This is a genomic window from Pseudomonas sp. PA-7-1E, from assembly GCF_021605325.1.
In the GTDB taxonomy this organism is placed as follows: domain Bacteria; phylum Pseudomonadota; class Gammaproteobacteria; order Pseudomonadales; family Pseudomonadaceae; genus Aquipseudomonas; species Aquipseudomonas fluorescens_BV.
This window is the reverse complement of record NZ_WKFA01000016.1, coordinates 18,094-31,299: the sequence shown is the minus strand read 5'-3', so window position 1 is coordinate 31,299 and position 13,206 is coordinate 18,094. Positions and strand designations below refer to the sequence as shown.

The window sequence follows — 13,206 nt, the reverse complement described above, 5'->3', positions numbered from 1 at the left end:
GTATGTAACAACGGAATAGACAGCAGAAAGTGTGCCATAGGTGCTCATGGAAAGACATGCGCCCCGCAAATGCCTTTTGGATCAGTCAGATAGCGGCCTGATGGGAATGCGGCGCCTGCCCGTGAGTACAAACGCTTTGCTACGCAAGACCTCAAACCCTGTTACTGCGCACCAATACCGAACACCTGGGCTACCCTCTAAGAGCGTGCTTGCTCGCCCTTACATGGAACCCTGACTGATGAAACTGCGATATATCTTGCCCGTGCTTTTGCTCGGGGTGGCTGGCAACGCCCTGGCCAGTAGCGACCGCCGTGAATGCAAGGAAGAACTGCAGAAACTCAAGGAAGCCTTCAGCACCGACTACACCGCCCAGAATCACCATGGCTATCGCCGGGCCAAGGCCTCCCGCGACAATGAGGAATACGAGAAGTGCGCGAGCCAGGCCCGCAAGGCCAGGGAGCGCATAGAGCGCGAGGCAGACCTGTGAAGGTTGACAGTAGACGGTGGCAAGCCACGGGCTTAGCGTTGGCAAACACCCACGCGGCTTGAAGGGAGATCACCATGGGAATGGCCACCCGCATCATTTCCAGCGCCAAAGCGTTCGAACGCGTACTGAATACACCGCGCCCGGTGTTCCTCCTGTTTGTATCAGAGCACTGCCCCGCTTGCGCGCAGGCAGGCTCCTTGTTCGAACAGCACGCCTGGCAGCATCCCTGGGTCGTGAGCCTGGTACTCGATTGCGCCCATACGCCGAGGCACCCTGACGTGTCAGGCACCCCGACGCTGCTGATCTATCGCAAGGGCGCCCTGGTGGAACAACACAAAGGTTTGGGCCCCCTTGAAGAACAAGAGCAGTACGTGAAGAACATCTTCAGCCGTTATGACCTGAGCAAGGGTGCAAGTGCACTTGCGTCACTCGACGCTCCTCCACTTCAGCCACGGTCAAACGCCAGCCTTCATGTTCCAGGCTATCGCCCACCACCGGCAGGCGGTCAAGCAGGCTCATCACCAAACCTGCCAGGGTTTGATAATCCTCGGTCGTCACCGCCTTGAAGCCCGTGCGTTGACGCACCAGGTTGAGGTTCAAGGCGCCATTGGCACGGAAGCCATCGCCTTGCTCGACAATATCGGGCCCTTCGATTTCGCTGGCATCGGGCAATTCACCGGCGATGGATTCCAGAATATCCGTCATGCTCAATACGCCCATGAAGTCGCCGAATTCGTTGATCACGAACGCGATGTGAGTGGACTCCTGGCGCATCTGCTCCAGGGCATTGAGGATCGAAAAGCTCTCCAGCAGGTTGATCGCCCGACGCGCCAGGTGTTCCAGGTTCGGCTCGTTGCCGGCCAGGTACTCCTTGAGCAACTCCTTCTTGTGCACAAAACCCAGGGGCTCATCCACCGCACCGTTACGGATCAACGGCAGACGCGAGTATGACGAGTGCATCAGTTTCAGACGGATCGTCTCGGGGTCATCCGCCAGGTCGATGCAATCAACCTTGGCCCTTGGGGTCATCAGGGTGCGAATCGGCCGCTCGGCCAGTTGCAGCACGCCGCTGATCATCACCCGTTCGCGTCGGTCAAACAGCGGACCCTGCGCAGCATCCGGCTCGCCCAGCAGGTCAGCCACGTCTTCACCCACCTCTTCCACCGCCAGGCTGCGGCCGCCCAACAAGCGCATCACCGCATGGGCGGTACGCTCACGCACCGGCAACACGCCCTGCGCCGACTTCTTGCGACGGGCTCGGGCGATCTGGTTGAACACCTCGATCAGAATCGAGAAGCCAATGGCCGCGTACAAGTAGCCCTTGGGAATATGGAAGCCCAGGCCTTCGGCGGTCAGGGCGAAACCGATCATCATCAGGAAGCCCAGGCACAGCATGATCACGGTGGGGTGCGCATTGACGAAACGGGTCAGCGGCTTGCTCGCCACGATCATCAGGCCGATGGACACGATCACGGCGATCATCATCACCGCCAGCTCGTCAACCATGCCCACGGCGGTAATCACCGCGTCGAGGGAGAACACCGCATCCAGCACCACGATCTGCGCGACGATCGGCCAGAACATGGCGTAAGCCACACTGCCCTTGTGCTGCGCCACATGGCCTTCAAGGCGCTCATGCAATTCCATGGTGGCCTTGAACAGCAGGAATATACCGCCGAACAGCATGATCAGGTCACGGCCGGAGAAGCTCTTGTCGAACACCTCGAACAGCGGCTGGGTGAGGGTCACCAACCAGGAAATACTCGCCAACAGGCCCAGGCGCATCAGCAGCGCCAGGGATAAACCGATCAAACGTGCACGGTCACGCTGCTCCGGCGGCAACTTGTCCGCCAGGATCGCGATAAACACCAGGTTGTCGATACCCAGCACCAGTTCCAGCACAATCAAGGTCGCAAGGCCGAGCCAGGCCGTAGGATCCGCTAACCATTCCATTTATAAATTCTCTGTCTTTAAAGTGTTCAGAACGCCGGGCACGGCAAAGTGCGGTCATGCGACCGGGACAAGGTTAGTTGACGGAATACGGGGTGCTTCAGCGGGAACAGCGACAGCGGTTGTCTTGGGGAAAGACGACTGGGAGGCTCCGAGAGGGTGTTCATGCAAGTCCTGAAATGACAAAAGGACTTGAATCCTACATTCGAAATACAAATTTCCCACAACGCAAAACTATTACAAAACCTGTAAACCCCATCAGAAGCACAGCAACTCTTGTGGGAGCTGGCCTGCGATGCCGGCACCTCGATGCATGATCGTTCCCACGCTCTGCGTGGGAATGCCGCCTTTGACGCTCCGCGTCCCACACGCGCAAGGATGACGCGGAGCGTCACAGGATGCGTTCCCACGCTGGAGCGTGGGAACGATCTGTATCAGGTTTTACGAGTGGCATCGTCCAGCGCCAGGATGGTGTGGGCATTGGTGACGGTGGTCGCCAGCGTATTGATCACCCCCGAACGCAACGCCCCCAAGGTCGCCGCCGCCTTGGTGTTCTCGCTGGCAATCGCCACCACATCCGGGATGCGAAACAGCTCCTGCACCGTCAACCCGATCACGCGCCCCTGGATGGCGTTGACCGCCGGCTGGCCGTGAATGTCGATAAAGTCATAGCCCATCATGTCGCCCACGGTGCCAGACAACCGCGCCTGGGCGATTTCCTGGGGCGAGAACCAGCCCATGCGCACCATGTTGCTGTTCTCGCTCATGTCGCCGATGCCGATCAGGGCGATATCGGCACGGCGGGCGCGGTCAAGGGTCGAACGCACCGTGTCGTTGTTGATCAGCACCCCGCGCAGTTCCGGGTTGGCCACCAGCGCCGGGGCGTACAGGCTTTCACTTTCGCCACCAAAGCGCAGGGCCAGGCGTCGGCAGATGTGGTCAGGGTTCATGTATTCGCCGGCCTTGAGCGAACCGCCGATGGCACACACGAAAGTGCAGTTGCGGGTCACCGGCAGAAACACGTTATCGGCCACCGCGCCGACGTTACGCCCCATGCCCACGGCAACGATCATCCCATCACTCAGGGTCTTGTTGAGGTAGTTGGCGACCAGGCTGGCGACCGCCGAGCGCTGGGTGTCGGGGTCGCTGTGGTCGACCGCGATCAAGGCGCGGTCGAGCTTGAAGCGCTCTACCAGCGCCCGCTCCAGCTCGTTGTTCATCGCCGGGTGCTGCAACACGCGCACCTCGACGATCCCTTCATCCCGAGCACGCTTGAGCAGGCGGCTGACTTTGGCCCGCGACAGGTCAAAGCGCTTGGCAATGGCCTCCTGAGTGACGTTCTCAAGGTAATAGAGCATCGCCACTTCGGTCATCTGATCGATATCACTGGCCATGCGCTGGGCACTGTCACTCATGGGGGCGGGCTTCCGTTTCGGCGTCAAAGGCGCATTCTCCCGACTCTTGCCCCGCGCCGTCCACTACTGATGCCCATCGCGCTCGATCGCATTGATGCGTTCGACCTTGGCCCCGGACCGCGCCGCTTCGAACTCCGAGGCCAAAAACGCACTGACGATGCTTTTGGCCAACTCCGCACCGATGACCCGCGCACCGATGGAGAGGATTTGCGCATCGTTACTCTTGCGCGCCCGCTCCGCCGAGTAGGTGTCATGGGCCTGGGCCGCACGGATACCCAGCACCTTGTTGGCCGAGATGGCCATGCCTATGCCGGTGCCGCATACCAGCACGCCGAGGCGCTGTTGCCCGGCATTGATGGCGGTGGCCACGGCCAGGGCGATGTCCGGGTACAGCACCGGCACCGTTGAATGCGTACCGAAGTCGGTCACCGGGTATCCCAACGCCTCGATATGGCGCTTCAACAACTCTTTGAGCTCAAAACCCGCTTCATCACATCCGATAGCCACCGGGAAAGGTGTGTTCATGGCGCCAAACTCCACTGATCAAATGATCACTTAGTGAAATATCTCTCACCCATTTCGCAAGCATTCACCCCTTACTGTCAAGCGAGATTTAACTGACCTGCCAGTCAAAGCCCTATACCAAGGCAATAACCGCGTCAAAGATGAGAATCACACCTTTTAAGTGAAAGAGATTGACTGATCAGAATTTCATTTGATACACATATGATCACAGCGAAACATGACTGTGCGACCTAATAAGAATTCACAGCACGAGGACACGCCGATGGCCACGCCATTACTGCTCCAGGCTGAACACGTCGCCAAGGCTTACGCCGGGGTACCAGCCCTGCGCGACGGGCGCCTTTCTCTGCGCGCCGGCAGCGTCCACGCCCTGTGCGGCGGCAACGGTGCCGGCAAGTCAACCTTCCTGAGCATCCTGATGGGCATCACCCAGCGTGACGCCGGCAGCATTCTGCTCAACGGCGCACCGGTGCAGTTCAATCGCCCGAGTGAAGCCTTGGCGGCGGGGATCGCAATGATCACCCAGGAGCTCGAACCCATCCCCTACATGACCGTCGCCGAAAACATCTGGCTGGGCCGCGAACCGCGCCGCGCCGGTTGCATCGTCGACAGCAAGGCCCTCAACCGCCGCACCCGTGAACTGCTCGAAAGCCTGGAGTTCGACGTCGACGCCACCAGCCCCATGCACCGCTTGAGCGTGGCGCAGATGCAATTGGTGGAAATCGCCAAGGCGTTCAGCCATGACTGCCAGGTGATGATCATGGACGAGCCCACCTCGGCCATCGGCGAGCGCGAGGCCGAAACCCTGTTCAAGGCGATTCGCCGCCTTACCGCGCGCGGCGCCGGCATCGTGTACGTGTCCCATCGACTGAGCGAACTGGCGCAGATCGCCGATGACTACAGCATCTTCCGTGATGGCGCCTTTGTCGAAAGCGGGCGCATGGCCGATATCGACCGCGACCACCTGGTGCGCGGCATTGTCGGCCAGGAACTGACGCGCATCGACCACAAGGCGGGCCGCGAATGTGCGGCCAGCACCTGCCTGCAAGTCGACAACCTGAGCCGCAACGGTGAGTTCCACGACATCAGCCTGCAACTGCGCCGTGGCGAGATCCTCGGCATTTATGGGTTGATGGGCTCCGGGCGCAGTGAATTCCTCAATTGCATCTACGGCCTGACCGTGGCGGATTCCGGCAGCGTTACCTTGCGAGGCAAGCCCATGCCCATCGGGCAGCCCAAGGCGACCATCGACGCCGGCATGTCGCTGGTTACCGAAGACCGCAAGGACAGCGGCCTGGTGCTGACCGGCAGCATCCTGTCGAACATTGCACTGTCGGCCTATAAGCGCTTGTCGAGTTGGTCGCTGATCAACGCACGTAAAGAAGCGCAACTGGCCGAGGAGATGGTCAAGCGCTTGCAGATCAAGACCAGCTCCCTGGAGCTGCCGGTGGCATCAATGAGCGGCGGCAACCAGCAAAAGGTGGTGCTCGCCAAATGCCTGTCCACCGAGCCGGTATGCCTGCTCTGCGATGAACCCACCCGCGGCATCGACGAAGGCGCCAAACAGGAGATCTACCACCTGCTCGACCAGTTCGTGCGCGCCGGTGGCGCAGCCATTGTGGTGTCGTCGGAAGCACCGGAACTGCTGCACTTGAGCGACCGCATCGCCGTCTTCAAAGGCGGCCGGCTGGTCACTATCAGCACCGACACCGCCCTTTCCCAGGAAGCCTTGTTGAGTCTTGCCTCATGAATGCCAAAACCATCGTTGCTCCCGTTACTGCCGCGCCGCGCAACCGCCTGCGCCTGTCCCTCGACCGCTTCGGCCTGCCGCTGGTGTTTATCCTGCTGTGCGTGGTGATGGCGTTTTCCAGCGAATACTTCATGACCTGGCGCAACTGGATGGACATCCTGCGCCAGACCTCCATCAACGGCATTCTCGCCGTGGGCATGACCTATGTGATCCTGACCAAGGGCATCGACCTGTCGGTGGGGTCGATCCTGGCGTTCGCCGGGTTGTGCAGCGCCATGGTCGCCACCCAGGGTTATGGCCTGTTGGCGGCGGTCAGCGCGGGGATGTTTGCCGGCGCGATGCTCGGGGTGGTCAATGGTTTCATGATCGCCAACCTGTCGATCCCGCCGTTCGTGGCCACCCTCGGCATGCTCAGCATCGCCCGGGGCATGACCTTTATTCTCAACGACGGCAGCCCGATCACCGACCTGCCCGACGCCTACCTGGCCCTGGGCATCGGCAAGGTCGGCCCGGTGGGCGTGCCGATCATCATCTTCGCCGTGGTCGCGCTTATTTTCTGGATGGTGCTGCGCTACACCACCTACGGCCGTTATGTGTACGCGGTGGGCGGCAATGAAAAAAGCGCGCGCACATCGGGCATTGGCGTGCGCAAGGTGATGTTCTCGGTCTACGTGGTCTCGGGCCTGCTCGCCGGGTTGGCCGGCGTGGTGCTGTCGGCACGCACCACCTCTGCCCTGCCCCAGGCCGGGGTTTCCTATGAGTTGGACGCGATTGCCGCGGTGGTGATCGGTGGCACCAGTTTGTCCGGCGGTACCGGCAGCATTGTCGGCACCTTGTTCGGGGCACTGTTGATCGGCGTGATCAACAACGGCCTGAACCTGCTCGGCGTGTCCTCCTATTACCAGCAGGTCGCCAAGGGCCTGATCATCGTGTTTGCAGTACTGATCGACGTGTGGCGCAAGAAGAAACGCTGAAGAACGACCCATAACAATAACTGGAGTTCTACTTATGAAACTGGGTACCACCCTGGCCGCTGCGGCGGCCCTCTCCCTGCTCGCCAGCAGTATCGCCCTGGCCGCCGACGGCAAGACCTACAAGATCGGCGCAGCCGTCTATGGCCTCAAGGGTCAGTTCATGCAGAACTGGGTCCGCGAGCTCAAGGAACATCCGGCCGTCAAGGATGGCACCGTGCAGTTGACCGTGTTCGACGGCAACTACGACGCCCTGACCCAGAACAACCAGATCGAAAACATGGTGACCCAACGCTACGACGCGATTCTGTTCGTACCGATTGATACCAAGGCCGGCGTCGGTACCGTCAAGGCCGCCATGAGCAACGACGTGGTGGTCATCGCCTCCAATACGAAAGTAGCCGATGCCAGCGTGCCGTATGTGGGTAACGACGACGTGGAAGGCGGCCGCCTGCAGGCCCAGGCCATGGTCGACAAGCTCAATGGCAAAGGCAACGTGGTGATCATCCAGGGCCCGATTGGCCAGTCGGCGCAGATCGACCGGGAAAAAGGCGAGCTGGAAGTGCTGGGCAAACACCCGGACATCAAGATCATCGAAAAGAAAACCGCCAACTGGGACCGCGCCCAGGCCATGACGCTCACCGAAGACTGGCTCAACGCCCACCCCAAGGGCATCAATGGCGTGATCGCCCAGAATGACGACATGGCCCTGGGCGCCGTGCAGGCGTTGAAGTCCCATGGCCTCACCTCCAAGAATGTGCCCGTGACCTCTATCGACGGCATGCCGGATGCGATCCAGGCGGCGAAAAAGGACGAAGTCACCACCTTCCTCCAGGATGCCCAGGCCCAGTCCCAAGGCGCGCTGGACGTAGCGTTGCGCGCCCTGGCCGGCAAGGACTACAAGCCACAATCGGTGATCTGGGAGCGCTATGCCAAAGACGTGAAATGGGGTGACGGCACGGCCAAGAACTACATCCTGCCCTGGGTGCCGGTGACCAATGCCAATGCGGACGCGCTGTACAAGCAAGTCAGCGGCGGTAAGTAGTTTGATCGTTCCCACGCTCCGCGTGGGAACGCATCCCGTGACGCTCCGCGTCACTTAACATCGGAACGCAGAGCGTTCCACGCGGCATTCCCACGCAGAGCGTGAGAACGAGGAGTCATTCATGTCTGGTTTCTGGAACCAAGCCTTCGACCTCAGCGGCCGTTGCGCGGTGATCACCGGTGGCGCCGCCGGCATCGGCCTGGCCTGCGCCACCTTGCTGGCGGAACGCGGCGCAAGGGTGGCGCTGCTGGACCGCGACCCGGCCGTGGTCGAGGCGGCCGCCAGCCTGGGTGCCGGGCACCTTGGCATTGCCGTCGACCTCGGGAGGATCGACCAGATACAACCGACCGTCGACAAGGTGTTCGCGCATTTCCAGCGCCTGGATTACCTGATCAACAGTGCAGGCGTGGTGCTGCTGGACAAGGCCATCGAGGTCAGCGAAAGCGCCTGGGACACCACCCTGGACATCAACCTCAAGGCCAGTTTTTTCATGGCTCAGGCCTGCGCCAGGCACATGATCGCCCAGGGCGGCGGGCGCATCGTCAACCTGGCGTCCCAGGCTGCCGTGATTGGCCTGGACCGTCACGTCGCCTACTGCGCCAGCAAAGCCGCCATCGTCGGCATGACCAAAGTATTGGCCATGGAGTGGGCGCCGCAGATCAACGTCAACGCCATCTCCCCGACCATCGTCGAAACCGCCCTGGGCAAAAAAGCCTGGGCGGGCGAGGTGGGTGAGCGGGCCAAATTGCAGATTCCGGCAGGTCGCTTTGCCCAGCCGGAAGAAATCGCCGGGCTGGCGTTGTACCTGCTCAGTGATGCCGCGCAGATGATCACCGGTGCCAACATGGTGATCGACGGCGGCTACAGCATTCAGTAATTCATCGTTATGTCGTGAGGTTTTGTCATGTCCACCGTCACCGAACGCACACCTGAACAACTCGCCCCGAGCATCCCGAAAACCATGCAGGCTGTGGTCTGCCACGGTCCCGAAGATTACCGCCTGGAAACCGTCGACGTGCCCACACCCGGCCCCGACGAGATCCTGACCAAAGTCGAGCTGTGCGGCATTTGCATGGGCGATATCAAGACCTATCGCGGCGCGCCGTCGTTCTGGGGCGATGCCGAACAACCGCGCTACGTGAAGCCACCGATGATCCCCGGGCATGAGTTCGTGTGCCGCGTGGTCGCCCTTGGCCCAGGCGCCGAGAAGCGCGGCGTGGCCGTGGGCGACCGGGTGATCTCCGAGCAGATCGTGCCGTGCTGGGGCTGCCGCTTTTGCAACCACGGCCAGTACTGGATGTGCCAGAAGCACGACCTGTATGGCTTCCAGAACAATGTGCAGGGCGCCATGGCCCAATACATGATCTTCACCAAGGAAGGCATCATCCACAAAGTACCGGAATCCATCGCCCCCGATGAAGCGATCCTGATCGAACCCCTGGCCTGCTCGCTACACGCGGCGGAACGCGCCAACGTCGACCATGACGACATCGTGGTGGTCGCCGGCGCCGGCACCCTGGGCCTGGGCATCATCGGCGCGGTGCGGTTGCGCAACCCGAAAAAACTCATCGTGCTGGACATGAAACCCGAACGCGCCGCCCTCGCCCTGCGCCTGGGCGCCGATGAAGTGTGGAACCCGGCCGAGGTGGATGTGTTGGCGAAGATCCGCGAAATCACCGATGGCTACGGCTGCGACATTTATATCGAGGCGACCGGGCATCACAAGGCGGTGAACCAAGGCCTGGCGATGCTGCGCAAGCTGGGACGCTTTGTGGAATTCAGCGTGTTCAATGACGAGGCCACGGTGGATTGGTCGATCATCGGTGACCGCAAGGAGCTGGATATCCTCGGCTCGCACCTGGGGCCGTATATGTACCCAAGGGCCATAGACTTTATCGGCAACCGCAAGATCGATATGCGCGACGTGGTGACCCACAAGTTTGCGCTGGCGGACTTCAAGGAAGCCTTTGCAGTGATGGAACGCGGCGATAAATCGCTGAAGGTTGTGCTCGAACCCTGATCTCAGTAACAACACAAAACCCTGTGGGAGCTGGCTTGCCTGCTCCCACAATGGAAGGGTGTCGCCCCTTAGAACAAGAACACAGGAACCCGCGTTATGAATCGAGTCATCAACGATCCCGACCAAGTGGTCGAAGACATGCTGCGCGGCATCCTGGTCGCGCACCCCGAACTGCGCCAGTACGAAAGCAACCCACGGGTCATTGTCCGGGCCAGACCGTCCGCCCAGGGCCGCGTCGGCATTGTCACCGGCGGCGGCTCCGGGCATGAACCGGCGTTCCTCGGCTATGTTGGCCCGGGCCTGGTGGATGCGGTGGCCGTCGGCGAGATTTTTTCCTCGCCCACCGCCAAAAGCTTTTTCGACGCCTTCCGCGCCGCCGACCATGGCGCAGGCGTGGCCTGCCTGTATGGCAACTACGCGGGCGACAACATGAACGTGAAGCTGGCAATGAAAATGGCCGCCAGCAAAGACATGCGCATCCGCACCGTGGTCGCCAACGACGACGTGGCCTCCGCGCCCAAGGCCGATATTGCCAAGCGTCGCGGCGTGGCCGGGGAGATCTTCATGTGGAAGATCGGCGGTGCCGCCGCTGCCCAGCATTACGACCTGGACGGCGTGATTCGGGTGGCGCAGAAAACCGTCGACCACTGCCGCTCGATTGGTATCGGCCTTACGCCCTGCACGATAGCCGCGGTGGGCAAGCCGAACTTCCAGATTCCCGACGGCCAGATGGAGCTGGGTATCGGCCATCATGGCGAACCGGGCATCGAAGTCATCCCGATTGAACCGGCCGCCGCCATGGCCGAGCGCATGCTGGCGCCGATCCTCGCCGACCGCGATTTCAACCAGGACGACAGCGTGGTGGTGCTGGTCTCAGGCCTGGGCGCCACCCCGGTGATGGAGTTGTATATTTTCTACGCAGAGGTGGAAAAACAGCTCAAGGCCAAAGGTTTGAAGATTCACCGTTGCTACGTGGGCAACTACTTCACGTCCCTGGAGATGATGGGCGTGACCTTGACCCTGCTCGGCCTCGACGCCGAGCTGAAAACCCTGATCGACCAACCCTGCCGCTCCATCGGCATGACCCAGGCGGAGTGAACCATGAGCCAGCATTTTTCCACCCATGACGGTAGCGCCATTGTCGCCGACCTGGTCAGCGTGATCGTGGCAAACCGGGAGTACCTCAGCGAAGTCGACGGCGCTATAGGCGATGGCGACCATGGCATCAACATGGCCAAGGGCTTTGCCCATTGCGGCCGCACGATCGAAGGCCGCCAACTGACCCTGGCCGAAGCCCTGGATGAACTGACCCTGAGCCTGATGGAAGGCATCGGCGGCTCCATGGGGCCCTTGTATGGCAGCCTGTTTATCGGCATGGCCGACGAAGTGCGCGGCAGTGAAGACATCGACGCCGCCACCTTCGCCCACCTGCTGCGCGGCGGCTTGACCTCGTTGCAGGACATCACCGAAGCGGGCGTGGGCGACAAGTGCTTGATGGACACGTTGATCCCGGCGGTGGAAGCCTTTGAACGGGCGCATGCAGCGGCGCGTTCTTTCAGCGATGCACTCGATGCGATGAAAAGCGCTGCTTCTCAGGGGCGGGATTCGACCAAGGACCTGGTGGCCAAGATTGGCCGAGCCAGTCGTTTGGGTGAGCGTTCCCTCGGCGTTCTGGATGCCGGGGCCGTATCGTGCTGCCTGATCCTTACGCAGTTGGCGGACTCGATTAAACCCCGTTTGACCTGACATGATCGTTCCCACGCTCCGCGTGGGAATGCAGCCTTGGACGCTCCGCGTCCCACCTACGCCAGGGTGACGCAGAGCGTCACTGGAGGCATTCCCACGCGGAGCGTGGGAACGATCGACAAGGGACTACCTGGTTTCAGTACTGGGTTACCAGAACCGCTGCTGGGTCAAGCGGCTCCACCAGGTCAACAGCACCCGGTCCACCGAACCGCTGGCCGCCAGGCCCACGCGCTCCTGCAGGCTCTTACGCTCGGCATAGTGCAAGTGGAACACTTCGGCGGTCTTGGCCTTGGTGGCCAGGTATTCATCGCTGGTTTGCAGCTCATCGACCAGTTGTTTGTCGAGAGCGGCAACCCCCAACCACACTTCGCCAGTGGCCACCTCGTCAATCGCCAACTGCGGGCGGTAACGCGAGACGAAGTTCTTGAACAGCTGATGGGTGATGTCCAGGTCTTCCTGGAACTTCTCCCGGCCCTTCTCGGTGTTTTCGCCGAACACTGTGAGCGTGCGCTTGTATTCACCGGCGGTCAGCACTTCAAAGTCGATGTCGTGCTTTTTAAGCAGGCGATTGACGTTGGGCAACTGCGCCACCACGCCAATGGAACCGAGGATGGCGAAGGGTGCACTGATGATCTTCTCGCCGATGCAGGCCATCATGTAGCCGCCGCTGGCCGCGACTTTGTCGATGCACACGGTCAACGGTACGCCGGCCTGGCGGATACGCGCCAGTTGCGAAGAGGCCAGGCCATAGCTGTGCACCATGCCGCCGCCGCTTTCCAGGCGCAGCACCACTTCATCCTTGGGCGTGGCCAGGCTCAGCAGTGCGGTGATTTCATGGCGCAGGCTTTCGGTGGCCGAGGCCTTGATGTCACCGTCGAAATCCAGCACGAATACCCTCGGCTTGGGCTCGGGCTTCTTCTTGTCTTTCTTCTTTTCAGCTTTGCTTTCGGACTTGCGCAGGGCCTTGAGCTGGTCCTTGTCGAGCAAGCTGGACTCCAGGCGCTCACGCAAGCCCTTGTAGAAATCATTCAGCTTGCTGACCTGCAATTGGCCGGCGGATTTACGACGACCTTTGCTGCGCAGTGCTGCAAAGCTGATCAGTACCACCAGAATAGCGACCACCAGGGTGACGGTCTTCGCCAGAAAGCTCGCGTATTCGGCCAAAAAATCCATATGTCTCCTTAAAAAATGCACTGCGCCAGGCGCGGATGGCCCCAGCATACCGACGCCGCTGCGAAGGAGCCAGTGATCAAACCGCCAGCAGGCGGGCTCCAACGCGCTTTTAAAACAAGCGTAT

At 61.0% G+C, this 13,206-nt stretch carries 12 protein-coding genes and 1 pseudogene; 9 read left to right on the top strand and 4 right to left on the bottom strand.

Annotation, left to right across the window (positions count from 1 at the left end; translation table 11 throughout):
* The first annotated feature begins 238 nt into the window (after positions 1-238).
* Both GIW79_RS13100 and GIW79_RS13095 read left to right on the top strand, forming a co-directional pair.
* The gene (locus GIW79_RS13100) at positions 239-487 is read left to right on the top strand and encodes a hypothetical protein (protein WP_034125743.1); all 249 of its coding nucleotides are present in this window, start codon (positions 239-241) and stop codon (positions 485-487) included.
* 74 nt (positions 488-561) lie between these two features.
* Positions 562-849: pseudogene (locus GIW79_RS13095) on the top strand (thioredoxin family protein); the annotation flags it as partial.
* Positions 850-871: 22 nt separating this feature from the next.
* On the opposite strand, the gene GIW79_RS13090 reads toward GIW79_RS13095, so the two are convergent.
* From GIW79_RS13090 to rpiB, 3 genes are all read right to left on the bottom strand, one after another.
* Positions 872-2,440, bottom strand: coding sequence for a TerC family protein (locus GIW79_RS13090; RefSeq protein ID WP_054918570.1), 1,569 nt, complete (start codon positions 2,438-2,440; stop codon positions 872-874).
* Between the two features lie 431 nt (positions 2,441-2,871).
* Positions 2,872-3,852 carry a sugar-binding transcriptional regulator gene (locus GIW79_RS13085; RefSeq protein WP_236453309.1) on the bottom strand — a complete coding sequence of 327 codons (981 nt, stop codon included), beginning with the start codon at positions 3,850-3,852 and terminating at the stop codon, positions 2,872-2,874.
* Positions 3,853-3,915: 63 nt separating this feature from the next.
* Positions 3,916-4,377 (bottom strand): ribose 5-phosphate isomerase B, encoded by a 462-nt coding sequence (gene rpiB, locus GIW79_RS13080; protein ID WP_034125746.1) that lies wholly within the window; start codon positions 4,375-4,377, stop codon positions 3,916-3,918.
* A gap of 262 nt (positions 4,378-4,639) precedes the next feature.
* Between rpiB and GIW79_RS13075 the strand changes: the two genes are divergently transcribed.
* The 7 genes from GIW79_RS13075 (at position 4,640) to dhaL (ending at position 11,909) form a co-directional block, all read left to right on the top strand.
* Positions 4,640-6,127, top strand: coding sequence for a sugar ABC transporter ATP-binding protein (locus GIW79_RS13075; RefSeq protein WP_054896549.1), 1,488 nt, complete (start codon positions 4,640-4,642; stop codon positions 6,125-6,127).
* Positions 6,124-7,101 carry an ABC transporter permease gene (locus GIW79_RS13070; RefSeq protein ID WP_014718193.1) on the top strand — a complete coding sequence of 326 codons (978 nt, stop codon included), beginning with the start codon at positions 6,124-6,126 and terminating at the stop codon, positions 7,099-7,101. The genes GIW79_RS13075 and GIW79_RS13070 overlap by 4 nt, the downstream gene beginning before the upstream one ends.
* 34 nt (positions 7,102-7,135) lie before the next feature.
* Complete coding sequence (locus tag GIW79_RS13065) at positions 7,136-8,143, top strand: substrate-binding domain-containing protein (protein WP_236453312.1); 1,008 nt, start codon at positions 7,136-7,138, stop codon at positions 8,141-8,143.
* Positions 8,144-8,264: 121 nt separating this feature from the next.
* Positions 8,265-9,020, top strand: coding sequence for an SDR family oxidoreductase (locus GIW79_RS13060; RefSeq protein ID WP_054918576.1), 756 nt, complete (start codon positions 8,265-8,267; stop codon positions 9,018-9,020).
* A gap of 27 nt (positions 9,021-9,047) precedes the next feature.
* Positions 9,048-10,163: an erythritol/L-threitol dehydrogenase gene (locus tag GIW79_RS13055; protein WP_019817618.1), complete on the top strand. Its 1,116-nt coding sequence runs from the start codon at positions 9,048-9,050 to the stop codon at positions 10,161-10,163.
* A 96-nt stretch (positions 10,164-10,259) separates the two neighbouring features.
* Positions 10,260-11,261, top strand: coding sequence for a dihydroxyacetone kinase subunit DhaK (locus GIW79_RS13050; protein ID WP_236453315.1), 1,002 nt, complete (start codon positions 10,260-10,262; stop codon positions 11,259-11,261).
* Between the two features lie 3 nt (positions 11,262-11,264).
* On the top strand, positions 11,265-11,909 hold the full coding sequence (dhaL, locus tag GIW79_RS13045; protein ID WP_057977185.1) for a dihydroxyacetone kinase subunit DhaL: 645 nt from the start codon (positions 11,265-11,267) through the stop codon (positions 11,907-11,909).
* A gap of 147 nt (positions 11,910-12,056) precedes the next feature.
* Here the strand turns inward: dhaL and sohB are convergent, their stop codons facing one another.
* Positions 12,057-13,082, bottom strand: coding sequence for a protease SohB (gene sohB, locus GIW79_RS13040; protein WP_014718187.1), 1,026 nt, complete (start codon positions 13,080-13,082; stop codon positions 12,057-12,059).
* Positions 13,083-13,206: the final 124 nt, after the last annotated feature.